Raw genomic sequence first — 26,560 nt, forward strand, 5'->3', positions numbered from 1 at the left:
GCACCGTCACGAGGGCCCGTCTCCGTCCTGGAGGCGGGCCCTCAGCGTTTCCAGGCCAGCCACTTGCGCTCGATCTCCGTCTCCAGGTCCACGCCGTGGTTGCGGGCCATGAGGACCACGTGGCACAGCACGTCGGCCAGCTCGGCGCGGAAGTCGGCGTCGCGTTCCTCCTCGGTGCGGCCCTTGGTCCTGGCCCGGCCGGTGAGCATGAGGAACGCCTGCGTCAGCTCGCCCACCTCCTCCTGCAGCTTGAGCAGGAACCAGGTGTCGTCGCGTTCGACCCCGATGGCGTTCGCGTAGCGGGCCGAGATCGGCTCGATCTCGTCGGAGAGCTCACGCAGATCCATTCCGCCGAGTCTAGGGCCGCCGCGGCGGCCGGTCCGCCGGATCGGGCCCGGCTGTAGGAGCAGGACGGCCGGGGCTCAGGATCGGTGCAGGGGCAATACGGCTGGGGCTCAGGATCGGTGCAGGGGCAGGACGGCCACGAATCGGGCGCCGGGCTCGTGGTCGGCGACGGTGAGGGTGCCCTTGTGCACCGTGGCGATCTCCCTCGACAGGGGCAGGCCGAGGCCGCTGCCGCCCTTGTCCTTGGCCCTGGCCGCCTCCAGCCGGGTGAACCGCTCGAACACCCGCTCCCTGTCCTGCGGCGCGATCCCGTCTCCGTCGTCGGTCACCGTCAGCACCACCCGGTCCCCCCGTACCGTCACCTCGACGTCGATGCGGGACGCGGCGTGCCGGGCGGCGTTGTCGAGCAGGTTGGTCAGGAGTCGGTCGAGTTGCAGCGACGAGCCGTGGACGGGAGCCTTCTCGCACAGGTGCAAGTAGATGAGGATCTTGCCGCCTTCGCGGCGGCGTACCTGATCAGTGACCAGGTCGCACATGTCCACCACACCGCGCTGGGTGATCGCGCCCGCGTCGAGCTTGGCCAGCATGAGCAGTTCGTCGATGATGCCGGTGAGGCGGTCGGCGGCGGCCAGAGCACGCGCCCCGGCGACCGGCCAGTCGGTCTCACCGGGGTAGGCGCCGGCCACCTCCAGCTGGGCGCGCAGGGCCGAGACCGGGCTGCGCAGCTCGTGCGAGGCGTCGGCGACGAAGCGGCGCTGGGTCTCGGCCGAGCGTTCGAGACGGTCGAGGGTGTGGTTGGTGGCGGCGGCCAGCCCCGCGATCTCGTCGCCGGTCCCGGGTACGGGGACGCGCCGGCTCAGGTCGCGCCCGGTGATCTCGGCCAGCTCGGCCCTGATCCGCTCGACCGGCCGCAGAGCGCCCCTGACCACGGCCCAGGTGATGCTGCCGATCAGCGCCAGGATGAGCGGGATGCCGAGGAACACCATGAGGTGGATCACCATGAGGCCGCGCTCCACGTCGGCGAGGGAGGCGGCTCCGTACACGGTGACGGGGCCGTCGGGCGTCCGCACCCGGATGGCCTTGACCAGGTGGTTGGTCTCGGCGTCCTCCTCGTGCCTGGTCAGCTCGATCCTGGTGGTCTCGACCCGGTCGAACGTGCCCGGCCGCAGCGCCGCCGTGACGCGCGCCGCCTCGGGGAAGGAGGGGCTGCTCGCGACGATCGTGCCGTCGTCCGCCACCACGCGGAGCAGTGGCACGCGGGCCGGCGGCTCCAGTTGCGCGGGCAGGTTGCCGTTACGGGCTTCGATGGCGACCCGCCGTACGGCCAGCTCGACCCGGCCGTGGACGACGCCGCGCAGGCTGTCCGGCACGATGCCGAGCGTGAGGAAGGCCGAGCCGATGAGGACGACGCCCGCCACCAGGACCGCCGACGTGGTCAGGCGCGCCCGGATCGAGCGGGGAAACAGCCGCACACCCCATCCCACCCTCCGCACAGCATCACTGTGTGTCACATTTACCCGCCGCAGGGCTTCACAACATGGACTTTCGCCGGAGGCTGAGCGGATGGCGGCTACTCTCCGTACATTCCGCTCCGGGCGATTCCGCTGACGGCGTGCACGGGTTCCGCCCTCGGGCTGCGGCGGGCAGGGTGGAGGCCATGAGGGTTCTGGTGCTGGGCGGTACGGAGTTCGTCGGCCGGGCGGTCGTGGACGAGGCGCTGGCCATGGGATGGGAGGTGACGGTCTTCAATCGGGGCAGCCAAACCCCGCCCGCGGGAGTGACGGCGCTGCGCGGCGACCGGTCGGCTCCCGGCGGTCTGGCGGCGCTGGAGCGCGGCGAGTGGGACGTCGTGGTCGACACCTGGTCGTGGGCGCCCGTCGCGGTCAGAGACGCGGCCGCACTGCTGGCCGATCGGGCCGGCCGATACGTCTACGTCTCCAGCCGGTCGGTCTACGCCGATCCGGTGCCCTTCGGGGCGGACGAGAGCGCGCCCGTGGTGGCCGCCTCGGCCGGCGACGGTGACGGCGACTACGCGCGCAACAAGGCGGGCGCCGAGCTGGGGGCCGTGGCCGCCTTCGGCGATCGGGCGCTGCTGGCCAGGGCGGGGCTGATCCTCGGGCCCTACGAGAACATCGGGCGGCTGCCGTGGTGGCTGAGCCGGATGGCCAGGGGCGGGCCGGTGCTCGCGCCCGGCCCCGCGGAGGCGGGGCTGCAGTACATCGACGCCCGTGACCTGGCCGCCTGGTGTCTGCGGGCGGCCGAACGGGGGGTCGGCGGGGCGTTCAACGTGGTGAGCCAGCCGGGGTTCACCACGATGCGGGAGCTGCTGGAGCTCTGCGCGCGGGTGACCGGGGCGGGAGCCGAGCTGCGCTGGGTCGAGGGCGAGCGGCTGCTGGCGGCCGGGGTGCGGCCGTGGACCGAGCTGCCGATCTGGCTGACGGGCGAGGACTCCGCCTTCATGTACGGCGGCGACGTCGGCAAGGCGGTCGCGGCCGGACTGGAGATCCGGCCGGTCGAGGAGACCGTCGCCGACACCTGGGCCTGGCTGCGGGGCATCGGCGGCAAGGCCCCCATGCGACCCGACCGCCCAGCCGTGGGCCTCGACCCGGCAGTGGAGGCCAAGCTGCTCGGCGAGTGAGCGGGAGGCGGCTTCACGAGGCTGAGCGGGAGGTGGTGCCACGCAGGTGAGGAGGCTTCACAAGGGTGAGCGGTGGGTGGGTTTACGAGGGTGAGCGGGAGGTGTGGAGGAGGTCGTAGAGGGCGGCGGACAGGGCGATGGCGACCGCGAGCACCACCACGAGGAGCCCGTGCCTGAACGCCGTCGCCCAGCCCTGCCCCAGCGAACCGAAGAACGTCGTGCCCGCCGCCGCGATCCCGATCGCCGACCCGAGGCGCTGCCCGGTCTGCAGCACCCCCGCCGCGCTGCCGCCGCCCTCCGGCGGCACCTCCGACAGCGTGATGGCCTGGTTGGGCGAGATGACCAGGCCGCTGCCCGTGCCCGCGAGCAGCAGGGGCAGCGCGGTCGCCAGCCCCGTCGCCTGTCCTGGCACCAGCGCGGTGGCCGCCATCGTGGCGAGCAGCCCGGCGATCACCATGGACAGCCCGATGGCCACCAGCCGCCGCCCCAGCCGTCCCACCAGATGGCCGCCGACCACGGCCGCCGAGGCCGAGCCGAGCGCGAACGGAGTGATCGCCAGCCCGGCCAGCAGCGGGCTGTAGCCGTGCCCGCTCTGCAGGTACAGCGTGAAGATGAAGAAGATGCCGGTGAAGCCGGCGAAGTAGAACAGCGCGATGGCCGAGCCCAGGCTGTAGGAGCGCTTGCGGAAGAGCGCCAGCGTGACCAGCGGCTCGCGCCGGTAGAACCGTTCCCAGGTCACGAATCCGGCCAGCACCACCAGCGCGGCCGGCACGAGCAGCCACTTGGCCTCGCCCTCCCACTGGTGCCGCTGGATGAACGGCAGCAGCAGCCCCGCCACGCCGATCCCGAGCAGCAGCACGCCCACCGGGTCCATGCTCTCCGGCCGCCGGTGCACCTGCCGCTGCCTCGGGAGCAGCTTCCAGGCCAGCGGCAGCAGCACGAGCCCGATCGGCAGGTTCACCAGGAACACCCACCGCCATCCGTGAGCGGCGCCGAAGGCGGTCACCAGCGCGCCGCCGATCAGCGGTCCGGCGGCGGTGGCCACCCCGATGGTGGCGCCGAGGGCGCCGAAGGCGCGGCCCCGCTCGTACCCCTGGAACATCTGCTGGATCATGCCGGAGACCTGCGGGTTCATCATCCCGGCCGCCAGGCCCTGGATCAGCCGCGAGACGATCAGCACGTTCATGCTGCCGGCCAGGCCGCAGGCGGCGCTGGAGAGGGTGAAGAGCACCACGCCCCACATGAAGATCGTCCGGCGGCTCCTGGCGTCGCCCAGCCGACCGGCCGGGACCAGCAGGAGGCCGAACGTGAGCGCGTACCCGGACACCGTCCACTGCAGCCCGTCGTCCGAGGCGTGCAGCGCGTCACGGATCGACGGCAGCGCGACGTTGACGATGCTCACGTCGAGCCCCGTCATGAACGCGGCCACGAGGCAGACGGCCAGTGCGCGCCGTCGCGAATCCGGCGCCGCCACGAATCACCCCCTTAGGCACCCCCTCAAGGCACCCCTCAGGCGCCCCCTCAAGGGTGCCTCCCAGACGCCCGTCTCCGGCGACTCCCGCGGACACCCCGTCAGGTGCCCGGCCCCGGCGGCCACCCGCGGGCAAACCCCTCGGGTGCCTCTCCGGTGCCCCTCGCGCTTGCGCCTGCCCTCTGTGCTTGTCCCCTGCGCTTGCCCTTTGCGCCTGCCCCTGCGCTCATGATTCCCGACAAATCAGGAAATATCTTTGAGCGATGATTTCTTTGCCCGCAGCCCCCGCTCGCGGGTAACGTCCGATCATGGGAACGATGGCGGTCGAGCAGAACGGCATCAACGCGGTCCCCGAGGGGGAGCGGCGAGGCCGGCCGAGAGACCTGTTCTGGCCCTGGGCGGGCTCCAACCTGTCGCTGTTCGGCGTGGCCTTCGGCGTCTACATCGTCGGCCTGCAACTGGGCGTGGTGCCCGCGATCGTCACCGGCGCGATCGGGTACGCGCTGTCGTTCCTGCTGGTCGGCCTGGTGGCCATCGGCGGCGCCCGCTCGGGCGTGCCGACGATGACGCTGGGACGGGCGCCGTTCGGCTACCACGGCAACAAGTTGCCCACCCTGTTCTCCTACATCTCCAACGTCGGCTGGGAGATCGTGCTGGTCACGCTCGCGGCGCAGAGCGGCGCGGAGATCCTGCGGCGGCTCGCGCCCGGCATCCCTGCCACCACGACCACCGCCGTGTGCTTCGCGGTCGCGGCCCTGGTCGTGATCGCCGTCGGCGTGTACGGCCACGCGATGATCATGGTGGTCCAGCGCTATCTGACGTACGTGTTCGTCGTGCTCACGGTCGTCTACATGGCCCTGATGGCGCCCAGGCTGGGCGGCTCGCTGGAGACCACGGCCGGTCCCGGCGGCTGGGTGGGCGGGGTGATCTTCGCCATGACCCTGCTCGGCCTGGGCTGGGTCAACTGCGGCGCCGACTACTCGCGTTACCTGCCCGCGAACTCCAGGCCGCGCTCGGTGGCCCTGTGGACGATGCTCGGGGGCGCGCTGCCGCCGATGGTGCTGCTCGTGTTCGGCGTGCTGCTGGCCGGGGGCGATCCGAAGCTGGCCGAGGCGGCCGGCGCCAACCCGGTGGCGGCGCTGGCCGAGGCGTTGCCCACCTGGTTCCTGCTGCCGTACCTGCTGACCGCCATCGGCGGGTTCCTGGCCGGGGCGATCATGGACATCTACTCGTCCGGGCTGTCGATGCTGGCCCTGGGCGTGCCCGTCAGGCGGCACTACGCGGTGCTGATCGACGGGGTGCTGATGGTGCTGGGCGGCTACTACCTGCTGTTCGTCTCCACCAGCTTCCTGGCCACCTTCCAGGCGTTCCTCGCCATCGCGGGCGTGGTGATGGCGGCCTGGGTGGCGATCTTCCTGGTGGACATGTGGCGGCTGCGGGCGGGCGGCGCGTCGTACGACGAGCGGCTGCTGCGGCAGGGCGCGCCGGCGCTCAACGGCGCGGGGCTGGTGTCGCTGGTGGTGGCGTCGATCGTGGGGCTGGGGCTCATCGTCTCGGCCGACCCGTACATCGCCAGGGTGGTCGGTTTCCTGATGAGCGAGGAGTTGAAGGGCGGCACGTTCGGCAGCGCGAACATCGGCGTGGTGATCGCGCTCGTGCTGGCCGGGCTGCTCTACTTCGCGATCACCGCCGTCGGCGGCCGCCGCCGGGAGGACGCGCACGCCTGAACGTCCATTACGCTTGGTCATCGATGATGGACGTTCCGTTGCGACTGCTGAGGTGGGCGGTGCACGTCACCGCCTGCGGGCTGCTGGCGATGGCCGTGATCACCATGCTGCGCGAGGATCGCGCGGAGGTGGCGGCCGGAGGCGCACTGCTCGCCCTCGTGTACGCCGCCGCGCCCGCGTTCCGACGCGGCGAGGACACTACGCCTGAGCTCCAGCGCGGGCAGGTGCGGCTCGCGCATGTGTGGCTGGGGCTGGTGACCGCCGGGTGGGCCGTGCTGGCCGTGGCGGCGGCGCCGTTCGTGTGGCTGGCGTTCCCGCTGCTGTTCGCCTATCTGCGGGTGCTGCCGCTGTGGGCCGCCATGTTCGGCGTGACCGTGCTGACCTCGTCCACGATCCTGGCGGCGGCCTGGCACGCGGGCGAGCTGACCGTGCCGCTCCTGGTCGGTCCCGGCGTCGCGGCGCTCGTGGTGACGCTGCTCGCGCTCGCCTGCGAGGCGATGAGCACCGCTCCCGAGCGCCCCCAAGAGTCCTGAGCGCCACATACCCGGCAGGCGCGAGCCGGCGGCGATAGACCTCAGCCGAGGACGGCGGGCTTGAGCACCTGGGCGCACCACTGCTCGAAGGTGGTCGGGCCGGTGATGTCCGGGGTGCGGGTGACACCGGCGTCGAGGCCCTCGTCCTTGGCCCGCTTCATGGCGACGATGCCCTCGACGAACGCCTCGTCGAGTCCGTGGCCGACGAGACCGGCGCGCAGCGCGTCGAGCGACTGGCGTTCGTAGCGGACGGGACGGCCGAGCTGCTCGGTCATGACGCGGGCCAGGTCGTCCGGAGACAGATCCCGGGGCCCGAGCACAGGGACGGTGCCGGCGCCGGCCCACGAGCGGTCCAGCAACAGGCCGGCCGCGACCGCCGCGATGTCGGCGACGGCGACCATGGGCGCCCTGCGGCCGGCGGCCACGACGTCGGTGAAGACGCCCTCGTCGCGGATCGAGGCGGCCTCCTCCAGGAGGTTCTCGAAGAAGGACGGGCAGGCCAGAGCCCGGTAGGCGACGCCGGCGCCGGCCAGGAGGTCGTCCATCGCCAGCGAGGCGGTGACGAGTCCGGCGCGGCCGGCCATCGGGGTGCCGCGGCCGAGGGCGGAGACGCCGACGACGTGCCCGACCCCGTGAACGGCGAGCGCCTTCGCGGCGGGGCGAGTGAAGCCGGTCCAGGCGTCCTCCGGGGTCAGGGAGGCGTCCGGCGGGACGAGCCAGAAGACGGCGTCGGCGCCTTCGAAGGCCCGGTCGACCACCGCGGCGTCGCCGTGCGAGCCGGTGACCACCTCGACGCGTTCGCGGGCCGCGTCCGGCAGCCGGGCGGGGTCGCGCACGATCACGCGCAGCTTCTCCCCGGCGGCGGACTCCAGGAGCCGGGTGAGCAGGTGACGGCCGATGTTCCCGGTGGGGGCGGTGATGACGATCATGAAAACCTCAAAGGTGGGAATTCGGAACGGATACGCCTTTCATCCTGAGGAAGGTCCCGGTGATGCCACAATGGGAACCTCAGCAAGGGATTGTTGCTCGAAATGGAATGATGCTGGTGGACAGCTCACGTTCGGCCCTCGACGCCAATCTCGCCGTCGCACTGGACGCCCTGCTGACCGAGCAGAGCGTCACCCGGGCCGCGGCCCGGCTGCGCACCTCCCCCGCCGCCATGAGCCGCACGCTCGCCCGCCTGCGCCGTACCCTCCAGGACCCGCTCCTGGTCCGGGCCGGGCAGACCATGGTCCCCACCCCCCGCGCCCTGGCCGTGCGCGACGAGGCCGCCGCGGTGGTACGCCGCCTCGGCGCCCTGCTCAGCCCCGCCGGCGACACCGACCTCAGCACCCTGCGCACCACCTTCACCCTCCAGGCGGCCGACCTGGTCGGTGCGGCGCTCGCCCCCGGGCTGCTGAACTTGGCCGGGCAGGAGGCGCCGGGCCTGTCGTTCCGGTTCCTGGCGGAGGAGCTGGAGGCCGGTCCGGCCCTCCGCGACGGCCGGATCGATCTGGAGGTCGGATCCATCGACCACGTGGACCCGGAGACCCAGGTCGAGGAGCTGGTCACGCTCCGGATGGCGGCCGCCGTCCGCCCGGGGCACCCGCTCGCCGGCGAGCCGCTGGATGCGGCGCGGCTCGCCGCCGCCGAACACGTCGTGGTCAGCCGGCGCGGCCGGTTCACCGGCCCGCTCGACACCGCCCTGGCCGAGCGGAACCTCTACCGGCGGGTCACCGCCGTCCTCCCCAGCCACCTGGCGGCGATGGCGCTGGCGGCCCGCAGTGACGTCGTCGTCCTCGTCCCCGCCGCGCTCCCCGGCGAGCCGGAATCGCCTCTCACCCACGACGCCACCGCCGCCGGGCTGCGGCTCCTCGACATCCCGCTGCCGCTGCCGCCGCTGACCATCGGCATGGCCTGGCACCCCCGCCAGGCGGCGGACGGCGCGCACCGCTGGCTGCGCGACGCCGTCCGCCGCACGCTGCGCGCGTCCGAGGCCGCCTGACGGGTTGGTCAGGCCGTCACGATGGCGAAGTCGGGCACCGGCCGGTCCAGTACGGCCACCAGCCGCTGCAGCACCGTCGTGTCCCCCTCGCGTTCGATGCCCTCCACCCCTTTGCCCGACAGCAGGCCGACGAGCTGGGCCTTGGTCAGCCGCAGGGTCAGCTCCGCGCTCTCGCCCGGCGGATCGAACTGCTGGATGAGCACGCCGTTGGACAGCGTCGTACGATGCCGCTCCTCCAGGTCGATCAGGTGCCAGTCGATGTTCAGCCGCTCGTGCCAGGCCTTCGGGCCGTCCACCCGGATGGCGATCGAGTCGAAGATCTGCTCCACGGTCAGGGCGTGGAAGAAGTCGGCCGAGGCAGTCTCCATGAGGGCGGGCGCGATGCCGTCGGACAACTCCAGGGCGCCCATGAGGTAGAAGTTGCGCCAGGTCGCGTTCTCGGCGCCGTGGCCGAGCCGGGTGTAGACCTCGGCCAGCAGGTCCCTGGCCTCCTTGTTGCCCTCGTCGGCGAAGACGGCGTGGTTGAGCAGCTGGGCGGCGAAGCGCAGGTCGTTCTCGTCGATGTAGCGCCTGGCGTAGGCGACCACGGCCGCGCCGCCTCCCATGCACTCGACGTACCGGATCGCGCTCTCCCGCGGCGGGTGCTCCCACAGATGCGCGGGATTGCCGTCGAACCAGCCCAGGTAACGCTGGTAGATGGCCTTGACGTTGTGGCTGACCGAGCCGGAGTAGCCGTGGGTGTGCCAGACCTGCTCCAGTTCGGGCGGCATCCGTACGGTCTCGGCGATCTCGGCCGCCGTCAGGCCCTTGTTGAGCAGGCGCAGGGTCTGGTCGTGCAGGTAGGCGTACATGTCACGCTGCTGGGACAGGAAGCGTTCGATGCGCTCGGCGCCCCAGGTGGGCCAGTGGTGGGAGGCGAAGGCCACGTCGGCCAGACCGGCGAACATGGACAGGGCCTCGCCCAGGTAGCGCGCCCAGGCCCGCGCGTCGCGGGTGGCGGCGCCGCGCAGGGGCAGGACGTTGTGCTGGTTGTGGGTGGCGTTCTCGGCCAGGCAGAGGGCGCGGCGGCCGGGGAGCAGGAAGTTCATCTCCGCCGGCGCCTCGGCGCCCGGCGTGAGCTGGAAGATCATCCTGACGCCGTCGATCGTCTCCTCCTGTCCGGTACGCGCGATCTCGACCGTGGGCGGGATGAGCGACATGGTGCCGGTCGAGGCGGTCAGACCCTGGCCCGCGCCGATCTGGCCCTCCGGGGAGCGGGGCAGGGCGGGGCCGTACATGTACGCGGCGCGGCGGGTCATGGCGGGGCCGGCGTAGACGTTCTCGGTCACCGCGTGCCGCATGAAGCCGGCGGGGGCCAGGATCGGCACGCCGCCGGAGGTGACGCCGCGCACGCCGCCGTAATGGTCGGCGTGGGCGTGGGTGTAGACGACGCCGGTGACGGGCCGGTCGCCGCGGTGGGCGCGGTAGAGCTTGAGCGCGGCGGCGGCGCACTCGGTGGAGATGAGCGGGTCGATGACGACGACGCCGTGGTCGCCCTCGGCCAGCGTCATGTTGGACAGATCCAGGCCGCGTACCTGGTAGACGCCCTCGGTGACCTCGTACAGGCCCTGCTTCGCGCAGAGCCGGCCGTGCCGCCAGAGGCTGGGATGCGCCGTGCCTGGGCAGTCCTCCTGGAGGAAGTCGTAGGAGTCGTTGTCCCAGACGACCCGGCCGTCCACCGTTTTGATCACCGCGGGGCTGAGCTTGGCGAGGAAGCCGCGGTCGGCGTCCTCGAAGTCGCCTCTGTCGTGGAAGGGAAGGTCTGCCATGCCCTGCCGCATGCCCTGGAATCCGTCGGCATAGCTCAACAAAACCCCTAATCTAGGGCAATAAGGACATCTCCCGCCCCCGGCCATGTGATTGGCTTGTTCATCATGGAAGCGTGCGTGTTCGACCTCGATGGCGTGCTGGTCGATTCCGAGCCGGTGTGGGAGGAGGTGCGGCGGGCCTTCGTCGCCGATCACGGCGGCGCCTGGCAGCCCGACACGCAGTCCAGGCTGATGGGGATGAGCACCCCCGAGTGGGCCGCGTACCTGCACGAACTGGGCGTGGACCTGCCGCCCGATGAGATCGCCCGCGGGGTGGTCGACCAGATGGCCGCGCGTTACCGCGACGAGGTGCCGCTGATGCCCGGCGCCGTCGAGGCGGTGCGGCGGCTGTCGGAGCGGACCACGCTGGGCCTGGCCAGCTCGTCACCGCGGCGGCTGATCGACGTGGTGCTCGACGCGGCCGGGCTGACGGAGTCGTTCGCCGCCACCGTCTCCACCGAGGAGGTGCCGCGCGGCAAGCCCGCGCCCGACGGCTATCTGGAGGCGGCCCGCCGGATCGGGGCCGATCCCGGCGGCTGCGTGGCGGTCGAGGACTCCAGCAACGGGCTGCGCTCGGCGTACGCCGCCGGCATGCGGGTGATCGCCGTGCCGCACCCCCGCTACCCGCCCGCGCCGGACGCGCTCGCGCTGGCCTGGCGGGTGCTGCCCGGCCTCGACGCGCTCACCCCGGAATCCCTGTCGTAACGGCCACAGGCCGGGTCGCTCTCGTAGAACGTCACCCCCTGTGGCTACGATTACGGAATCGTGCGAGACATCACGGTTTTCAGTGGCAGCGCCCACCCCGAACTGGCCGAAGAGATCTGCGCCCACCTGGGCACCCCGCTGCACCCCGTCCAGCTCAACCGATTCGCCAACGACGTGCTCGAAGTGCAACTGCAGGCCAACTGCCGCGAACGCGACGTGTTCCTCATCCAGCCGCTCGTGCCGCCCGTCCAGGAGCACCTGGTCGAGCTGCTGCTCATGCTCGACGCCGCCCGTGGCGCCTCCGCGGCCAGGACCACCGTGGTGATGCCCCATTACGCCTACGCCCGCAGTGACAAGAAGGACGCTCCGCGCATCTCGATCGGGGCGCGGCTGGTGGCCGACCTGATGGTGGCCGCGGGCGCCAACCGGGTGCTCGCCATGACGCTGCACTCGCCGCAGGTGCACGGCTTCTTCAGCGTCCCCGTGGACCACCTGCACGCGCTGCGCGAGCTGGCCAGGCACTTCCGCCGCTACGACCTGTCCGACACGGTCGTGGTCTCCCCCGACCTGGGCAACGCCAAGGAGGCCGCCCACTTCGCCCGCCTGCTCGGCACCGGCGTCGCGATGGGCGCCAAGCAGCGCTTCAGCGACGACCGCGTGGTGATCAGCTCCGTGATCGGCGACGTGACGGGCAAGGACGTGATCATCCTCGACGACGAGATCGCCAAGGGCAGCACGGTCATCGAGCTGCTCGACCGCCTGCGCGAGCAGCGGGTCAGGTCCGTACGCATCGCCTGCACCCACGGCCTGTTCGCCGGCGGGGCGATCGAGCGGCTGAGCGAGCTGCCCGAGGTCGAGGAGATCGTCTGCACCAACACCGTGCCGCCGCCACCCAAGGCCGGCGACAAGCTCACCGTCCTGTCGATCGCGCCCGCCCTGGCCGAGGCCATGCGCCGGATCCACGACGGCGAGTCGGTGAGCGCCCTGTTCAGTACATCCTGAGCCGCTGCCCCGTCACCCGGCGCCCCTGGTGGGAGGCCAGGAACGTGATCACCTCGGCCACGTCCTCCGGCTGGGCGATGTCGCGCAGCACGCTGGAGGCGGCGACCGCGTTCTCCACCTCCTCGTTGATCCAGCCGGTGTCGGTGACGGGCGGATAGACCATGTTGGCAGTGATGCCGTACCGGCCGAGCTCGTGCGCGGCCGACATGGTGTAGTTCTCCTGGGCGGCCTTGGCCGCGCCGTAGGAGACCTCGGTCGGGAAGCCGTCGGGGCCGCCCGAGGTCAGCCCGATGACGCGGCCCCAGCTCGCGCCGCGGGCCAGGTGCCGGCGGGTGAACTCGGCGATCAGCAGCGCGGGGGCCCGCGCGTCCACCGCGAACTGCCGGTCGTACGTCTCCGCGTCCACCAGGCGCAGGGGACGGCCGAAGCCGTCGCGCCCGGCCGGCGTGAACGTGTCGCTGAGCCAGCCGCTGGCGTTGTTGACCAGGATCTCCACCGGCCCGAACGCCTTCTCGGCCAGATCGAACAGCACCTGCGGGGTGCCCGGGTCGGCCAGGTCGGCCTCGGCCGCCTCCGCCGAACCGCCCGCCGCCCTGATCCGCCGCACCACCTCGTCGGCGCTCGCGGCCCGCATCTCGTCGTAGGCCGCCGGATAGGCCGGCTCGTTGGACGGGGTCAGCCGCTTGTAGGTGAGGAAGACCGCGACACCCTCCACGGCCAGCGCCACCGCGGTCGCGGCGCCGATGCCGTGATTGGCGCCGGTGATCAACGCGACCTTTCCTCCGAGCCTCGAATCGATCATAGTTGCCATCATGCACGCAGCCACCGAAAGACTGCTCAAGGATTTTCAGGAGGGTGTCGAATCGGCCGTTCCCCTGGTCGCGCTCTGGGCCCACGGCTCGCTCGCGGGCGGTGACTACCAGCCGGGGCGCAGCGACCTCGACCTGATCGCGGTCATGGACACCCCCGCGACGATGGACCACTGGCGCCGGATCAAGGCCGTGCACCGCCGGCTCCGCCTGCCGCTGGCCGAGCAGCTGCACTGTTCCTATCTGGCCAGGCAGGAGCTGGACGACCTCTCCGCCGAGCACATCACGTGGGCGTTCGGGGAGATCTTCCGCCGTCCGGTCACCGCGGTCACGCGGCGCGAGCTGCACGAAGGGGCCATGGTGCTGTACGGGCCGCCGCCGGACGGACTGCTGCCGCCGGTGTCGGACGAGGAGCTGACCCGGTTCGTCCGTACGGACCTGCGGGACTTCTGGCTGGTCAAGGCGCAGCAGCGGCGGCGCTGGCTGAAGGACATCTGGGTGGACCTGGGCATGCTGACGGTCGCCAGGGCCACGGTCACGCTGCGGGAGGGGCGGCTGATCAGCAAGCGGGAGGCGTTCGACGTCCTGGCCGAGCTGGGGGCGCCCGAGACGGTGGTGGCCGACATCCGCGCCCGCCGGTACGGCACGCGGCCTCCGGTGCTCAGCCGGTTCAGGCGGGCGCGGCTGGCGCGGGCGTTCGTCAGGTCCGCGATCAGGCGGGCCCTCGCCTGAGATCAGCTGTCTCATCAGGCAGGATGGCAATGCGCGGGCGGTTTGTTAGGTGCATAGTGTCATCGCACATCACCACCTGAAACCCGGGAGAGGGCGACACATGGGGGAAAGCAGGCAGTCCTATCTGGTGGCCGCGGCGTCGGCGGTGTCGCTTCTGCGCGATCCGGCCGTGGCGGCGTCATGGGACAAGCCGAGCGCGCTCGTGGAGTTCAGCGTCGCCGGGCTGGCCGGGCATCTGGCGCACCAGCTGGTCAGGGTCGCGGACGTGCTGCCGCCGAACGACCAGGTCCAGGAGCCGATCCCGCTCATCGAGCACTTCACCCGCTCGCCGTGGGTGCAGGCGGGGCTCGACCACGAGAGCAACCTGAGCATTCGGCGCGGCGGTGAAGCCTCGGCGGCGGCCGGGCCCGCGGTGCTGGTCGAGCGGGCGCAGGCGCTGCTGGAGATGCTCGGCGCGGCGCTGGCCGCCGAGCCCGACGAGCGCGTCGTCCACCTGCCCTGGGCGGGCTGGTCGCTGCGGCTGGACGACCTGCTGCTGACCCGGCTGGTCGAGCTGGTCGTGCACTCCGACGACCTGGCGGCCAGCGTCGGCCTGGAGACCCCCGAGCTGCCCACGTCGGTGATCGATCCGGTGGTCGAGCTGCTGGCCCGCCTGGCCGTACACCGTCATGGGGCCACGGCGGTCATTCGTACGCTGAGCCGCGCCGAACGCGCCCCGGCCACCATCAGCGCCTTCTGACCCGATATGGCCGCGCTCCGGCGCTGATCAGCGCCTGCTGACCCTTTTCAGCAGGGCTCAGCCCGCGACCAGGCGCAGGGCGGCGGTCACCTCGCGCCCGGACAGCGCGCTGTCCGGGTCGAGCAGCCACTGCGACAGGAAGCCCGCCAGCATGGCCTGGTAGAGGGTGCCGGTGAGGCGCTCGCGCTCGGGGTCGGTGCCCTGCGCAATGCCCTCGAACAGCTCCGCGAGCCCGAGCCGCGCCTCCTTGATGCCGCGCACGAGCTGCTCGCGCACCTCTGGAACGTGGTCGATCTGCCCCAGCAGCTCGAACTGCGTCACCCACAACGGCCTCAGCCTGGCGAACGACTCCACTACGCGGTCCCACGCCGCCTCGAACCGCTCCAGCGGCGTGGCGTCCGCCTTGACGTCAGCGGACAGGGTCGCCGCCAGCTCGTCGCCCCACTCCTGCATCGCCTGGAACAGCGCCTCGTTCATCAGCGCCTCCTTCGACCTGAAGTGGTAGCCGATGGCCGCGAGGCTCACGCCCGAGGCGGTGGCGATGTCGCGCGCCGTCGTGCGCGAATAGCCCTTCTCGATCAGACAGCGCTTCGCCCCGGCCAGCAGATCTTCCCTGTTTCCCATGCGCTCAGTTTAACACAACCGTCCTAGACAGTTGTCTTAGACAGATGTATTGTCCTCGGCATGACGAACATCCTCATCTCGGGCGCCGGCATCGCGGGCACGGCGTCGGCGTACTGGCTGCGGCGGCACGGCCACACCGTCACGGTGGTCGAGCGCGCCTCCGCGATCCGCACAGGCGGCTACAAGGTGGACATCCGGGGCGCGGCGCTCACGGTCGTCGAGCGCATGGGCCTCCTGGACGCGGTCCGCGACAGGAGCACCGACATGCGCGTCGCCACCACCTACGACGCGAAGGGCCGCGTCGTCTGCACGCTGGACGCCGCCCTGTTCGGCGGGCGCACGGGCGAGGACCTCGAGATCATGCGCGGCGACCTCAACGAGCTCCTGTACGACCTGACCCGCGACGACGTCGAATACGTCTTCGGCGACTCGATCACCGGCATCGCCGAGGACGGCACGGTGACCTTCGAGCGATCGCCCTCGCGCCGGTTCGACCTGGTCGTCGGGGCCGACGGCATGCACTCCACGACCCGGCGGATCGCGTTCGGCGAGGAGCCGGGCTTCACCCGCGACCTCGGCCACTACATCTCCATCTGCACCGTGCCCAACTCCCTGGGCCTGGACCGCGAGGAGGCCGTGCACGCGACCGTCGGCAGGACCGCGAACGTCTACAGCACGCGACGCGACCGCAACGCCAAGGCGCTGTTCATGTGGTCGTCCGAGCCACTGGACTACGACCACAGGGACGTCGCCGGACAGAAGAAGCTGCTGGAGCGGGCCATGGACGGGGTCGGCTGGCGGGTCCCGGCGCTGCTGGAGGACGTACGCGAGGCCGACGACCTCTACTTCGACTCGGTCAGCCAGATCCACATGGACCGCTGGTCGCGGGGGCGGGTCGTGCTGGTCGGCGACGCGGGCTACTGCGCCTCGCCGGCCTCGGGGCAGGGGACGAGCCTGGCGCTCGTGGGGGCGTACGTGCTGGCCGGCGAGCTGACCGGGGGCGACGGACTGGAGGGGTACGAGCGCGAGCTACGGCCGTTCGTCGAGGCGAACCAGGCGCTGGGGCCCACGAACATCAAGGGCATGGTCAGCGGGTCGCGGGCGGCCCTGTGGTTCCAGCTGAGGATGATGCGGCTGCTGCCGCGCCTGCCCGGCAGGGACCGGATGATCGACCGCATCACCGGCCCGATCGCCCGTGCCGCGAACGCGATCACCCTCAAGCCCTATGTGGAATAAATCGTTCCGTTCTGGTATTCTGGGATCAGAACGTTCCGTTCCCGAATGAAAGAGGTTCGCCATGACCTTCCTCGTCACCGGAGCCACCGGCACCGTCGGCCGTCTTGTCGTGCAGGAGCTCCTCGACGCGGGGGCTCAGGTGCGGGCCCTCACCCGGGACCCCGGCAAGGCCGCGCTGCCCGCGGGCGTCGAGGTCGTCGCCGGCGACCTGGCCAGGCCCGAGTCCGTGGCCGCCGCCTTTGAAGGCGTCACGGGCGTGCACTTCATCACCTTCGCCGGCGACGACTACACGCCCCTTCCCGACCCCGCCCGGCTGGTCGAGCTGGCCGCCGCGGCCGGCGTGCGGCGGGCCACGGTGCTCGGCGGACGCGCGGACGGCGCCCTTGAGCAGGCGCTGGCCGCCACCGATCTGGAGTGGACGCTGCTCAACCCGGTCGAGTTCATGTCCAACACGCTGCGCTGGTGGGCGCACGCGGTCAGGACGGAAGGCGTCATCAAGGAGCCGTTCGGCGACCGGCTGAGCGCCCTGGTGCACGAGCGCGACATCGCCGCCGTGGCCGCGACCGTGCTGGTCGAGGGGGGACACGGCGGCAGGACGTACACGATCACCGGGCCCGAGGCGATCACGCTGAAGCGGAAGGTGGAGATCCTGGGCGCCGCCATCGGCAGGGACGTGCGCTTCGTGGAGCTGACCGTGGACGAGGCGCGCGCCAAGTGGGCCGCGGACGGCATGGCCGAGCAGACCATCGAGTTCCTCGTGAGCGCCCTCGGCAACACGCCCGAGGACGGCTACACCGTGGTCCCGACCGTACGCGAAGTGACCGGCCGGGACGCGCGCGGCTTCGCCCAGTGGGCCACGGAGCACGCCGACGCGTTCCGCGGATGACCGGGACACCGGCGACTTCGCTCAGCGGACCGCCGAGAGTGTCGGCGCGTCACGCGTGTGACCGGGAGGCGGGCAGCTTCGCTCAGTGGGCCGCCGCTGAGGCGTTCCGGGTGTGATCGGTGACCTCGGGATACTTCTCGACCGGGGTCCGCTTGCCCCTCAGGTGCAGGTCGAGGAAGCCCGCCAGGTGGGCGCGGGTGATCTCCAGGGCCCGTGCGCCGTCGAGCTCCTGCGCCGGCAGGCCCAGCGCCGGTCTGAGCACGGCGTAGTCGACGAACGCCGAGTGGTCGGTGCCCTGCACCGTGATCCACCGCTTCCAGCCGGTGAAGTGGGCCCAGGCCTGCCGCCACTTCTCGTCCTCCGGCGTGTGCCGACTGGCCGTCCCGACCAGCATGAACGGCCGCTTGATCGGCTCGGTCAGCTCGAACGAGCCGTCCAGGTTCACGCCGGCCTTGATCCTGGGCTCGGTGAGCATGGTCTGGGCGGTGGCGTACCCGCCGATCGAGTGACCCACCATGGCGATCTTCGACCGGTCGATCGCCCTGCCCCAGCGGCCGTCGATCAGACGGTCGAGCACGAACCGCACGTCCTTCACCCGGCTCGCCGCCACCTTCCCGTTGTCCTGCCCCTTCACGCAGGCCAGGCAGGAGGTGGTGCGGCCGTCGGGGAAGGTGGTGCCGACCGACTCGTACGTGTGCTCGATGGCCGCCACCAGGTATCCCCTGCTGGCGAAGTCTTCTGCCAGCGAGGTCAGGGTGGCGCGCGGGAAGCTGAACCCCGGCGACATGACGACCAGCGGCCGCCGCCCGCCCACCGGCCGGGCGTCGACCCTGGCATGCGTCCTGACCCTGGCCAGAGCGTCCTTGTCCGTCACGGGATAGTCCTTGAGCACGGCCTGCGACTCCGCCGCGGTCATGTAGGGGGCCCGCCTGCCGGTGGCCTTCGTCGCCGGGTACCAGAGCGAGACGAGCAGCTCCCGCTCCTTCGCCTCGGGATTCCACGGATCGGGGCGGCTCTCGTCGACCAGATGAAGACCGGTCGTGCCGACGGGCCTGCTACCTGTCGGGGCAGGCAGAGCAAGACCCGCCGTCTTGGCAAGGCCCGCTGCCTTGGCGAGGTCGGCGGGCAAGGAGGAGTGTGCCGTCCGGGCGACTTGCCCCGAAGCAGCGAGATGCCCCGAGCGGGAAAGGGCGGTGGCTTGGGCTTGGGCGGTGAGGCCGAGGACGCTCAGCGACACCACCGTCGTTACGGTGAGGGTTCTACGCATGGGCTCCACATTGGCCGCGAGGGGCGCTCCTGCGGACGCTCCGATCGTCGACCGCCGCTTACTACTTTCGTCGTAATGCCCTCTCCAGCCCTGCCCCTACCCTGTGACCATGCGGTTCGTTCTGCTCGGCGCCGGAGTCTTCGCGGCCTCACTCCTCACCCTGCACGGTCAGGGCGGGGTGCCGTCGGGCCTGCCGCTCCCCGTGCTCGTCGCGGTCGCGGCCGTCGCGGGCCTGACCGCCTGGCACGCCCGGCGCTCCTGGTGGCCGCTGGCCGCCGTGGGCGCCGTCACCTACACCTGGCTCGTGATGTGGCCAGCGCTGCTGGTGGCCTCGTTCCACGCCGGCCGCACGCTGAGCAGGCGCGGCCTGCTCGCCTACGGCGGCGGCTGTGTGGCGGTGTGCGGCCTCTCGGCGCTGGCCGGCGGGTGGTTCGGCGGTCGGCGGGAGATGATGACCGCGACCCTGGGCAACGCCCTGCTCACGGCGCTGGCCGTGATGGGGCTGCCGCTGGTGGCCGGCCTGTGGGCGCGGGCCAGGCACGAGGTGCTGGAGGCCGCCAAGGAACGGGCGGAACGGCTCGAACGCGAGCAGGTCATGCGGGCCGAGCAGGCCAGGACACAGGAGCGGGCCAGGATCGCCAGGGAGATGCACGACGTGGTGGCCCACCGGGTGTCGCTGATCGTGCTGCACGCCGGGGCCCTGGAGGTGCGCACGTCCGACGAGGAGACCGCTCGGGCCGCCGCCCTGATCGGCGGGATCGGCCGGGAGGCCCTGACCAACCTGCGCGACGTGCTCGGCGTGCTGCGCTCACCCCGGCGGGAGGCGCTCGACGCCGACGTACGCCCGCCACCCACGCTCGGCGACCTCGACCGGCTGCTCGATCAGTCCCGCGCCCTGGGCATCACGGTGACCAGGCACGACGAGGGCGAGCCGCGTCCGGTGGAGGCCGCCGTGGAGCGGACCGCGTACCGCGTGATCCAGGAAGCCCTCACCAACGTGCACAAACACGCCGGAAACGCCGGCACCGACGTCCTCATCCGCTACGGCACAGGGCAACTGGAGGTCGAGGTACGCAACCAGGCCCCGCACGCCCCTCACGAAGACGTGCCCGGTGCGGGCTGGGGCCTGGTCGGGCTCCGCGAACGCGTCGAACTGCTCGGCGGCACCCTGCGCACCAGCCCGGACGACGACGGCGGCTTCCTGGTGAGCGCCAAACTCCCGTCCAGGGAGACGAGCTCACCATGAGACACCCCCACCCACCGCCAGCGATCGACCCACCGTGAGCAGCGAACTCGGCGGGGATGGGACGGTCCAGGCAAAGGGCCTGAACGAGGCGGGATGGCACGACCCCGACCGAGTGCCTGAACGGGACGGGATGGTGTGCTCCGGGGTGAGGCTCGGAGCGGCGATGATCGGAAACTTGGGCGTGGTGAGGGGGTGCGGGTGATCAGGGTTCTGCTGGTGGACGACGAGGAGTTGGTGCGGTCCGGGTTGCGGCTGATTCTGGAGGCGTCGGGGGACATCGCCATCGCCGGTGAGGCGCGCGACGGTGCCGAGGCCCTCTCGGCTGTGCGGCGGCTGCGGCCCGAGGTGGTGCTGATGGACGTACGCATGCCGGTCATGGACGGCCTGACCGCCGCGCGGCATCTCCTCGCAGAGTCCCAGCCGCCCAAGCTGATCATGCTGACCACGTTCGACCTGGACGAATACGTGCACGAGGCTTTGCGGCTGGGTGCGGTCGGGTTCCTGCTCAAGGACACGCCGCCCCGGGAGCTGGCCTCCGCCGTCCGGACGGTGGCCGGGGGTCAGGCCATGCTCTCGCCGTCGGTCACCAAGCGCCTGATCTCCTCCTACGCCGACCGCGCCCCCTCCCGGGCACAGGCCGCCCGCAAGCAACTCGCCGCGCTCACCGGGCGCGAGGAGGACGTGATCAGAGCCCTGGCCCGCGGCCTGTCCAACGCCGAGATCGGCCGCGAGCTACGCCTGACCGAAGCCACGGTCAAGGCCCACGTCAGCCGGGTGCTGGCCAAGCTGGGCCTGGCCAACCGCGTCCAGGCCGCCATCCTGGTCCACGACGCCGACCTCGCCTGACAACCACCCCACCGAACCCGCCTCGGGCCGCGCAGAACTTTCATCCTCCTGTCGATACGGGCTGGGCAGAGGCGTCATTCCACCCACCGACCCGAGCTGGGCAGAGGTGTCGTTTCCCCGTCGGCCCGAGGTGCGGCAGGGCGGTGGGCTGGTCAGGTGGTGTTGGCGTAGTAGCAGGCTGCTTGGGCGTCTGCGGTGGAGGGGAGGATGGGGAGGGGGTTGGTGCGGCAGTGGTCGGCTACTCCGGCTTCGGCGGCCTTGCCCGAGGCGAGGATCTGGCAGCGGGCGTGGAAACGGCAGCCGCCGGGGATTCTGGTCGGGTCCGGTGGTTCGCCGGTCAACACCACTCGTTCCGGCGATTCGGGCAGTACCGACATCAGAGCCTGTGTGTACGGGTGACGTGGCGCGGTGAGGACCTGCTCCACTGGGCCCGATTCGACGATTCTGCCCAGGTACATCACGGCCACGCGGTCGGCGATGTTCCAGGCCAGGCCCAGGTCATGGGTGACGACCAGTGCTGAGAGGCCCAGGTCGGCGCGTAGTTTGAGCAGCAGGGCCAGGATCTCGCCGCGTACGGAGGCGTCCAGGCTGGCCACGGGCTCGTCGGCGATGAGGACCTTCGGGTTGAGTGCCAGCGCGCCGGCGATCACCACGCGCTGACGCTGGCCGCCGGACAGCTCGTGCGGGTAGCGCAGGAAGAACCGGTCGGGCGGTCGCAGTCCGGCCCTGGACAGGGCGGTGGTCACGACGTCCTGCTCGTCCGGCATGCCGTGGATGCGCGCGCCTTCGGCGACGGCCTCGTACACCGTGTGCCGGGGGTTGAGCGAGCCGGTCGGGTCCTGGAGGACGAGCTGCACCTGCCTGCGGTACTCCTTGAGCGCCTTCGAGCTGTAGTTCAGGACGTCGCCGTCGTAGCGGACCTCGCCGGAGCTGGGGCGTTCGAGGCCGAGCAGCGTACGGGCGAGCGTGGTCTTGCCGCAGCCGGACTCGCCGACGAGGGCGACGATCTCGCCCGCGCCGATGGCGAGGTTCACGCCGTCCACGGCACGGGCCCGCCGGCCTCGGGAGGAGAACTCGACGTGCAGGTCGCGGGCCTCCAGCAGGGTCGGCCGCGTGGTCGCGACCGCGTCGGCGGCGGTCTGCGTCTCGGTCATGAGGACTCCTCCTCCTTCTTCGCCTCGACGTCCCGCTCCGGGTCTGAAGGCGCCGTCGGCCTGACGTGTACGCAGGCGGCCGCGCGAGCCGGCCCCGCCGGCCACAGCTGGACGTCCAGGGTCGAGCATTCGTCCAGCGCCACCGGGCAGCGCGGATGGAACGAGCACCCCCCGGGCAGCTGCATCGGGTCGGGCGGGTCGCCCCCGAGCCCCTTGGGCGCCATCCGTGACACCGGATCGCCCACGGTCGGGAAGGCCGCGGCCAGGGCCCGGCTGTAGGGGTGTTCGGCCTTGTGGAAGACCTCGGCGGACGGGCCGTGTTCGACGACGCGGCCGGCGTACATGACCGCGAGCCGGTCGCAGACGTCGGCCAGCACGGACAGGTCGTGCGAGATCATGATCAGGGAGATGCCGTGCTCGGCGATCAGTTCCTTGATCAGGCTCAGCACCTGGGCCTGGACCATCACGTCGAGCGCGGTGGTCGGCTCGTCGGCGATGATCAGCCTCGGCGAGCAGGCCAGGGCCATCGCGATCATGACGCGCTGCCGCTGCCCGCCGGACAGCTCGTGCGGATAGCTGCGCGCGCGCCAGGCGGGCAGGCCGACCTGGTCGAGCAGTTCGGCCACGCGCTTGCGGGCCGCGTCCGGCTTGGCCAGGCCGTGCACGAGCAGCGGCTCGGCGATCTGGTCGCCGATCCTGCGCACGGGGTTGAGGCCGTGCTGGGCGCCCTGGAAGACGATGGACGCCTCGGCCCACCGTACGGCGCGCATGCGGCCCCACTTCATGGCGAGCACGTCTTCGCCGTCGAGCAGGATCCGGCCACCGACCCGCGCGTCCCGGGGCAGGAGCCGGAGCAGCGCCATGGCCAGCGTCGATTTGCCGGATCCTGACTCGCCGGCGACTCCGAGTGCCGCTCCGGAGTCGAGGGTCAGCGACACCCCGCGCACGGCGGGCACCTCGCCCGAGGCGATGCGGTAGGTCACTGACACGTCATCGAGTTCGAGCAGGCTCACCGGCCGCGTCGCCTCGTCGTGCTCGGTCACGCGGCCCTCCTGAGCCTGCTCGGTCACGCGGCCCTCCTGAGCCTGGGGTTCAGCACCGCTTCCAGCGTCCGCCCGACCAGGGTGAACGCCATGACGACGGCGAGGATGGCCAGACCGGGGAGAGTGATGTACCACCACGCGGCGTTCGTTGCCGCGCCGAAGTCGTACGAGGCCCGCAGCATGGTGCCCCAGGAGGTCCGGTTGGAGCTGGCGCCGAGGAAGGCGAGGGTGGACTCGGTCACGATGGCGCTGGCCACCTCCAGCGTGGTGCTGGCCAGCAGCAACGGCGCCACGTTCGGCAGGACGTGGCGGGTGGTGATGTGCCAGTGGCCGCCGCCGAGCGCCTTGGAGCGCTCGATGTACGGCCTGGCCTCCACGGCGAGCGTCTGGGCCCTGATCAGGCGGGCGGTGGACGGCCAGGTGGTGATGCCGATGGCCATGATGATCGTCCAGGTGCTGCCACCCAGGATGGCCGCCAGCACGAGGGCCGTGACCAGCGAGGGGAGCACGAGGAACCAGTCGGTCACCCGCATCAGGGCAGCGCCCGCCCAGCCGCGGAAGTGACCGGCGGCGACGCCCACCACCAGGCCGATCACGATGCTGAGCAGCGCTGCCATGAAGCCGATGAGCAGGGACGTACGCGAGCCCCACCACATCATGAGCAGGATGGAGCGGCCCGACTCGTCGTTGCCGAACGGATCGCCGGGGCTCGGAGGCCCGAACTTCGTGCCGACGCTCTCGACCACGCTGGTCACCTCGTCGCCGATGAACAGCGGCGAGATCAGCGCGAGCAGCACGGCGACGACGAGGACCACGAGGCCGACCACGCCGGCGCGGTGGTTGCGGTATTCGGCCCAGAACCGGCGGAGCGCCAGTTTCCTGCGGGCCGTGGCGACAGCGGTCACGCCGACCTCACCCTCGGGTCGATGATGTGGTACGCCACGTCGGCCAGCGTGTTCATGACGATGACGGCCACCGTGATCAGCATGAACGTCCCTTGCATGAGTGTGAAGTCAGGCACGTTGATCGCCTTGTAGAACAGCTGCCCGAGACCGGGCCAGGTGTAGATCGTCTCGACGGTGACCGCGCCGCCGACCACGAAGCCGATGCGCATGAACACCAGCGTCACCGTGGGCAGCAGGGCGTTGGGCACGGCGTGCCGGCGGCGTACCTCGTCGTCGCGCAGCCCCTTGGCGCGGGCCACGGTGACGTAGTCCTGGCTGATCTCCTCGACCAGCGAGGAGCGCATGACGAGCAGGTACTGCGCGTAGACCACGGCGACCAGCGTCAGGCACGGCAGCACCATGTGGGAGGCCACGTCGAGCACGTACGCGAACCCGTCGGGCGCGTCCACGCTCTCGATGCCGCGGAAGGGGAAGATCCCGGGGATGGGCCCGATGCCGACGCCGAAGACCATCATGAGCAGCAGGCCGAGCCAGAACGTGGGCACCGACCAGAGCAGCAGCGACGTGGCGGTGGAGAAGCGGTCGAAGCGACTGCCGTGCCGCCAGCCGGCGCGGGTGCCCTGCCAGATGCCGAGGCTGACGGCGATCACCAGGCCGGTGCCGGCCAGCAGCAGCGTCGGGCCGAGCCGCTCGCCGATCAGGTCGAGGACGGGCCGCTTGTACTCGTACGACATGCCGAGGTCGAGCCTGAGCGTGTCGCCGACGAAGTCGAAGAACTGCTGGATCAGCGACTTGTCGAGGCCGAGCCGGTGGCGTTCGAGGTCGAGCTGGGCCGGGGTCATGTTGCGGCCCTGGGCCATGTTGCGCACGGGGTCGCCGGGCAGCAGCCGGAACAGGAAGAACGTGCCGACGATCACCATGGCGATGCTGAACAGCGCCCCGCCGGCCTTGGCCAGCGCGTAGCGCAGCGTGCCGCGCCAGGCGGGGCGCTCATCGCCAGCGCCCGCCGCCGCCTGGGCGGCGGCGGGCTCTGTCGTTTCGAGCGGTGTGGTCATTCGCGTTCGTCGGCGACGGCCTTGCGTCGCCTGGTCAGGAAGAACGCCGCAAGCCCGATGACCACCACGCCGCCGACGACGCCGGCGATCAGCCCCGTGTTGGAGCCGCTCTCAGCGCCGGTGCTGCCCCCCGTCGCCTTGGCGTCCACGGTGTAGAACGGCCAGTAGCCGCTGCCGCCGTAGAGCAGACCCTTGTCCTCGGGGATCGGGGTGATGCTGGTGATCTTGTCCTTGCGGTAGCCCTCAAGGTCGTTGGTGTAGTAGATCGCGATGATCGGCGCCTGCGTGTAGAGGCGTTCCTGCATCTGCTTGAGCAGGTCGACCCGCTTGGTCCGGTCGAGCTCCTTGAGCTGGTCCTTGTAGAGCTGCTCGAAGGTGTCGTCGCAGAAGAACGACTCGGTGCCGCCGCCCTCGCCGTTGGGGGCCGGCCTGCGGCTGCACAGGTGGGTGGCCATGACCTCTTCGGGGTCGGGGTTGACCGACCAGCCGCTGATCGCGATGTCGAAGTTGCCGGTGACCCCGGTCTCCTCGGTGAACTTGCTCGATTCGAGCTTCACCGTGGTGAGCGTGATGCCGATCTCCTTGAAGAAGGCCGTCAGGTACTCGGCCAGCTTGTCCTCGATCGGCGTCTCGGTGTGGATGGTGAAGCGGAACTCCAGCTTGCGGTCACCGTCGGGCATCGTGCGGACGCCGTCGGCGCCCTTCTTGTAGCCGGCGTCGTCGAGGATCTTGTTGGCCTTGGCGGGGTCGTAGGAGACCTTCTCCTCGCCGCCGGCCTCCCAGAAGAACTCCTTGTACATCGGCGGCACGATCGAGCCGTCGGCGGGCTTGGCCAGGCCGTTCTGCACCTCGTCGACCAGCTTCTGCTTGTCGATGGCGTAGTGCAGGGCCTGACGGACCTTGAGGTCCTTCAGCGCGGGGTGACCGTCGCCGACGGACTTGTCGTCGGTCGTGGTGGCGCCGTGGTTGATCTGCAGGTACGAAGCGCGCCGGCCCTGGGTGTTCCAGGCCTCGATGTTGGGGTCGTTCTGGATGGCCTCGAACTCCTGCGGGGTCATCCGGCCGAGCAGGTCGATGTCACCCGTCTTGAGCCCGGCGATGGCGGCCTGGGGGTTGTCGTAGAAGACGACCTGCAGCTCGTCGATCTTGGGCTTGCCGCGCCAGTAGTTGGGGTTGGCCTGCAGCTTGACGTACTGGTCCTTCTTGTGCTCGACCGCGATGTACGGGCCGCTGCTGACCGACGGGTACTTCTCCGCGTCGTAGTTGGCCATGTCGGTGACCGACTCCCAGACATGCTTGGGCATGATCGGGACCGGGTTCTCCAGCATGCTGGCCTGCGGGGACTTGAGCTTGATCGTCAGGTCCTGGCCGCTGGCCGTGACGCTCTCGAAGTTCTCCACCGCCGGGCCGTTCGCGGTCTTGGCGGCCTCGTCGGTCATCATCTTGTTGAACGTCCAGGCCGCGTCGTCGGCGGTGACGGGCTTGCCGTCGGACCACTTGGCCGCGCGGATCTTGAACGTCCAGGTGAGCCCGTCCTCGGACGTGGTCCACGACTCGGCCAGGTCGGGGCTGGGCTGGAGCGTCTTGGAGTCGGGCACCGTGAGGTAGCCGTACATCCAGCGGTGGATCGACGTGGAGACCAGGCGGACCGCGATGAACGGGTTCATCGAGTCCATCGACTGCGTCGCGCCCACCCGCACGATCTTCTTCCCCGCCGCCGGGTCCTGGGCTAGGGCCGCCGTGGCGCCCTGACCGGCCACTAATAG

At 71.1% G+C, this 26,560-nt stretch carries 25 protein-coding genes; 12 read left to right on the forward strand and 13 right to left on the reverse strand.

From position 1 onward, the window contains the following. Window positions 1-41 precede the first annotated feature (41 nt). Together OIE67_RS43480 and OIE67_RS43485 are read right to left on the reverse strand one after the other, a co-directional pair. On the reverse strand, window positions 42-347 hold the full coding sequence (locus tag OIE67_RS43480) for a MazG nucleotide pyrophosphohydrolase domain-containing protein (RefSeq protein ID WP_326631519.1): 306 nt from the start codon (window positions 345-347) through the stop codon (window positions 42-44). Between the two features lie 108 nt (window positions 348-455). Then, entirely contained in the window at window positions 456-1,817 is a 1,362-nt protein-coding gene (locus OIE67_RS43485; RefSeq protein WP_326631521.1) for a sensor histidine kinase, read from the reverse strand. 185 nt (window positions 1,818-2,002) lie between these two features. Between OIE67_RS43485 and OIE67_RS43490 the strand changes: the two genes are divergently transcribed. Continuing rightward, complete coding sequence (locus OIE67_RS43490) at window positions 2,003-2,983, forward strand: NAD-dependent epimerase/dehydratase family protein (RefSeq protein ID WP_326631523.1); 981 nt, start codon at window positions 2,003-2,005, stop codon at window positions 2,981-2,983. An 82-nt stretch (window positions 2,984-3,065) separates the two neighbouring features. Here OIE67_RS43490 and OIE67_RS43495 read toward each other — a convergent pair whose 3' ends face one another. Next, the gene (locus OIE67_RS43495; protein WP_326631525.1) at window positions 3,066-4,457 is read right to left on the reverse strand and encodes an MFS transporter; all 1,392 of its coding nucleotides are present in this window, start codon (window positions 4,455-4,457) and stop codon (window positions 3,066-3,068) included. Window positions 4,458-4,762: 305 nt separating this feature from the next. Between OIE67_RS43495 and OIE67_RS43500 the strand changes: the two genes are divergently transcribed. Both OIE67_RS43500 and OIE67_RS43505 read left to right on the forward strand, forming a co-directional pair. Continuing rightward, complete coding sequence (locus tag OIE67_RS43500) at window positions 4,763-6,181, forward strand: purine-cytosine permease family protein (RefSeq protein WP_326631527.1); 1,419 nt, start codon at window positions 4,763-4,765, stop codon at window positions 6,179-6,181. Between the two features lie 23 nt (window positions 6,182-6,204). Beyond that, on the forward strand, window positions 6,205-6,714 hold the full coding sequence (locus tag OIE67_RS43505) for a hypothetical protein (protein WP_326631528.1): 510 nt from the start codon (window positions 6,205-6,207) through the stop codon (window positions 6,712-6,714). 41 nt (window positions 6,715-6,755) lie between these two features. Here the strand turns inward: OIE67_RS43505 and OIE67_RS43510 are convergent, their stop codons facing one another. Then, window positions 6,756-7,643 carry an NAD(P)H-binding protein gene (locus tag OIE67_RS43510; RefSeq protein ID WP_326631530.1) on the reverse strand — a complete coding sequence of 296 codons (888 nt, stop codon included), beginning with the start codon at window positions 7,641-7,643 and terminating at the stop codon, window positions 6,756-6,758. A 116-nt stretch (window positions 7,644-7,759) separates the two neighbouring features. Between OIE67_RS43510 and OIE67_RS43515 the strand changes: the two genes are divergently transcribed. Then, window positions 7,760-8,698: a LysR family transcriptional regulator gene (locus OIE67_RS43515; protein WP_326631532.1), complete on the forward strand. Its 939-nt coding sequence runs from the start codon at window positions 7,760-7,762 to the stop codon at window positions 8,696-8,698. 8 nt (window positions 8,699-8,706) lie between these two features. On the opposite strand, the gene OIE67_RS43520 is transcribed toward OIE67_RS43515, so the two are convergent. Continuing rightward, window positions 8,707-10,506 (reverse strand): alkyl/aryl-sulfatase, encoded by a 1,800-nt coding sequence (locus OIE67_RS43520; RefSeq protein WP_326631534.1) that lies wholly within the window; start codon window positions 10,504-10,506, stop codon window positions 8,707-8,709. 117 nt (window positions 10,507-10,623) lie between these two features. On the opposite strand from OIE67_RS43520, the gene OIE67_RS43525 reads away from it, so the two are divergent. Further along, window positions 10,624-11,250, forward strand: coding sequence for an HAD family hydrolase (locus OIE67_RS43525; RefSeq protein WP_326631536.1), 627 nt, complete (start codon window positions 10,624-10,626; stop codon window positions 11,248-11,250). Between the two features lie 60 nt (window positions 11,251-11,310). Continuing rightward, the gene (locus tag OIE67_RS43530; RefSeq protein ID WP_326631537.1) at window positions 11,311-12,252 is read left to right on the forward strand and encodes a ribose-phosphate diphosphokinase; all 942 of its coding nucleotides are present in this window, start codon (window positions 11,311-11,313) and stop codon (window positions 12,250-12,252) included. Here the strand turns inward: OIE67_RS43530 and OIE67_RS43535 are convergent. Then, complete coding sequence (locus tag OIE67_RS43535; RefSeq protein ID WP_326631539.1) at window positions 12,239-13,054, reverse strand: SDR family NAD(P)-dependent oxidoreductase; 816 nt, start codon at window positions 13,052-13,054, stop codon at window positions 12,239-12,241. The genes OIE67_RS43530 and OIE67_RS43535 overlap by 14 nt on opposite strands. Before the next feature lie 10 nt (window positions 13,055-13,064). Between OIE67_RS43535 and OIE67_RS43540 the strand changes: the two genes are divergently transcribed. Next, window positions 13,065-13,793 (forward strand): nucleotidyltransferase domain-containing protein, encoded by a 729-nt coding sequence (locus tag OIE67_RS43540; protein ID WP_326631541.1) that lies wholly within the window; start codon window positions 13,065-13,067, stop codon window positions 13,791-13,793. Window positions 13,794-13,893: 100 nt separating this feature from the next. Beyond that, window positions 13,894-14,532, forward strand: a complete 639-nt coding sequence (locus OIE67_RS43545) for a maleylpyruvate isomerase N-terminal domain-containing protein (protein ID WP_326631544.1) — start codon at window positions 13,894-13,896, stop codon at window positions 14,530-14,532. A gap of 57 nt (window positions 14,533-14,589) precedes the next feature. Here the strand turns inward: OIE67_RS43545 and OIE67_RS43550 are convergent, their stop codons facing one another. After that, a complete protein-coding gene (locus tag OIE67_RS43550) occupies window positions 14,590-15,156 on the reverse strand; it encodes a TetR/AcrR family transcriptional regulator (RefSeq protein ID WP_326631546.1) in 567 nt (188 codons plus the stop codon). Between the two features lie 60 nt (window positions 15,157-15,216). Here OIE67_RS43550 and OIE67_RS43555 point away from each other — a divergent pair, with 60 nt between their 5' ends. Beyond that, the gene (locus OIE67_RS43555; protein ID WP_326631548.1) at window positions 15,217-16,392 is read left to right on the forward strand and encodes an FAD-dependent monooxygenase; all 1,176 of its coding nucleotides are present in this window, start codon (window positions 15,217-15,219) and stop codon (window positions 16,390-16,392) included. 61 nt (window positions 16,393-16,453) lie between these two features. After that, window positions 16,454-17,278, forward strand: coding sequence for an NAD(P)H-binding protein (locus OIE67_RS43560; protein ID WP_326631550.1), 825 nt, complete (start codon window positions 16,454-16,456; stop codon window positions 17,276-17,278). 82 nt (window positions 17,279-17,360) lie between these two features. Here OIE67_RS43560 and OIE67_RS43565 read toward each other — a convergent pair whose 3' ends face one another. After that, window positions 17,361-18,545 carry an alpha/beta hydrolase family protein gene (locus OIE67_RS43565; RefSeq protein WP_326631552.1) on the reverse strand — a complete coding sequence of 395 codons (1,185 nt, stop codon included), beginning with the start codon at window positions 18,543-18,545 and terminating at the stop codon, window positions 17,361-17,363. 109 nt (window positions 18,546-18,654) lie between these two features. On the opposite strand from OIE67_RS43565, the gene OIE67_RS43570 reads away from it, so the two are divergent. Both OIE67_RS43570 and OIE67_RS43575 read left to right on the forward strand, forming a co-directional pair. After that, complete coding sequence (locus tag OIE67_RS43570) at window positions 18,655-19,791, forward strand: histidine kinase (protein ID WP_326631554.1); 1,137 nt, start codon at window positions 18,655-18,657, stop codon at window positions 19,789-19,791. Between the two features lie 198 nt (window positions 19,792-19,989). Further along, on the forward strand, window positions 19,990-20,637 hold the full coding sequence (locus OIE67_RS43575; protein ID WP_326631556.1) for a response regulator transcription factor: 648 nt from the start codon (window positions 19,990-19,992) through the stop codon (window positions 20,635-20,637). Window positions 20,638-20,789: 152 nt separating this feature from the next. Here OIE67_RS43575 and OIE67_RS43580 read toward each other — a convergent pair whose 3' ends face one another. From OIE67_RS43580 to OIE67_RS43600, 5 genes are read right to left on the reverse strand one after another with little or no spacing between them, the layout of a single operon-like run. Beyond that, the gene (locus tag OIE67_RS43580) at window positions 20,790-21,791 is read right to left on the reverse strand and encodes an ABC transporter ATP-binding protein (protein WP_326631558.1); all 1,002 of its coding nucleotides are present in this window, start codon (window positions 21,789-21,791) and stop codon (window positions 20,790-20,792) included. Beyond that, a complete protein-coding gene (locus OIE67_RS43585; RefSeq protein ID WP_326645673.1) occupies window positions 21,788-22,804 on the reverse strand; it encodes an ABC transporter ATP-binding protein in 1,017 nt (338 codons plus the stop codon). The genes OIE67_RS43580 and OIE67_RS43585 overlap by 4 nt, the downstream gene beginning before the upstream one ends. Before the next feature lie 53 nt (window positions 22,805-22,857). Further along, the gene (locus OIE67_RS43590) at window positions 22,858-23,739 is read right to left on the reverse strand and encodes an ABC transporter permease (protein WP_326631560.1); all 882 of its coding nucleotides are present in this window, start codon (window positions 23,737-23,739) and stop codon (window positions 22,858-22,860) included. Beyond that, on the reverse strand, window positions 23,736-24,794 hold the full coding sequence (locus OIE67_RS43595; protein ID WP_326631562.1) for an ABC transporter permease: 1,059 nt from the start codon (window positions 24,792-24,794) through the stop codon (window positions 23,736-23,738). The genes OIE67_RS43590 and OIE67_RS43595 overlap by 4 nt, the downstream gene beginning before the upstream one ends. Beyond that, the gene (locus OIE67_RS43600) at window positions 24,791-26,488 is read right to left on the reverse strand and encodes an ABC transporter substrate-binding protein (protein ID WP_326631563.1); all 1,698 of its coding nucleotides are present in this window, start codon (window positions 26,486-26,488) and stop codon (window positions 24,791-24,793) included. The genes OIE67_RS43595 and OIE67_RS43600 overlap by 4 nt, the downstream gene beginning before the upstream one ends. Window positions 26,489-26,560 lie beyond the last annotated feature (72 nt).

This window comes from Nonomuraea fuscirosea, assembly GCF_035917475.1.
GTDB classification, from domain to species: domain Bacteria; phylum Actinomycetota; class Actinomycetes; order Streptosporangiales; family Streptosporangiaceae; genus Nonomuraea; species Nonomuraea fuscirosea.

Coding starts and splice junctions, on each gene's coding strand:
- OIE67_RS43500 (WP_326631527.1), top strand. CDS start 4,763: ATGGGAACGATGGCGGTCGAGCAGAACGGCATCAACGCGGTCCCCGAG.
- OIE67_RS43540 (WP_326631541.1), top strand. CDS start 13,065: ATGCACGCAGCCACCGAAAGACTGCTCAAGGATTTTCAGGAGGGTGTC.
- OIE67_RS43505 (WP_326631528.1), top strand. CDS start 6,205: ATGATGGACGTTCCGTTGCGACTGCTGAGGTGGGCGGTGCACGTCACC.
- OIE67_RS43595 (WP_326631562.1), bottom strand. CDS start 24,794: ATGACCACACCGCTCGAAACGACAGAGCCCGCCGCCGCCCAGGCGGCG.
- OIE67_RS43510 (WP_326631530.1), bottom strand. CDS start 7,643: ATGATCGTCATCACCGCCCCCACCGGGAACATCGGCCGTCACCTGCTC.
- OIE67_RS43550 (WP_326631546.1), bottom strand. CDS start 15,156: ATGGGAAACAGGGAAGATCTGCTGGCCGGGGCGAAGCGCTGTCTGATC.
- OIE67_RS43580 (WP_326631558.1), bottom strand. CDS start 21,791: ATGACCGAGACGCAGACCGCCGCCGACGCGGTCGCGACCACGCGGCCG.
- OIE67_RS43535 (WP_326631539.1), bottom strand. CDS start 13,054: ATGATCGATTCGAGGCTCGGAGGAAAGGTCGCGTTGATCACCGGCGCC.
- OIE67_RS43480 (WP_326631519.1), bottom strand. CDS start 347: ATGGATCTGCGTGAGCTCTCCGACGAGATCGAGCCGATCTCGGCCCGC.
- OIE67_RS43490 (WP_326631523.1), top strand. CDS start 2,003: ATGAGGGTTCTGGTGCTGGGCGGTACGGAGTTCGTCGGCCGGGCGGTC.
- OIE67_RS43565 (WP_326631552.1), bottom strand. CDS start 18,545: ATGCGTAGAACCCTCACCGTAACGACGGTGGTGTCGCTGAGCGTCCTC.
- OIE67_RS43545 (WP_326631544.1), top strand. CDS start 13,894: ATGGGGGAAAGCAGGCAGTCCTATCTGGTGGCCGCGGCGTCGGCGGTG.
- OIE67_RS43520 (WP_326631534.1), bottom strand. CDS start 10,506: ATGGCAGACCTTCCCTTCCACGACAGAGGCGACTTCGAGGACGCCGAC.
- OIE67_RS43555 (WP_326631548.1), top strand. CDS start 15,217: ATGACGAACATCCTCATCTCGGGCGCCGGCATCGCGGGCACGGCGTCG.
- OIE67_RS43560 (WP_326631550.1), top strand. CDS start 16,454: ATGACCTTCCTCGTCACCGGAGCCACCGGCACCGTCGGCCGTCTTGTC.
- OIE67_RS43570 (WP_326631554.1), top strand. CDS start 18,655: ATGCGGTTCGTTCTGCTCGGCGCCGGAGTCTTCGCGGCCTCACTCCTC.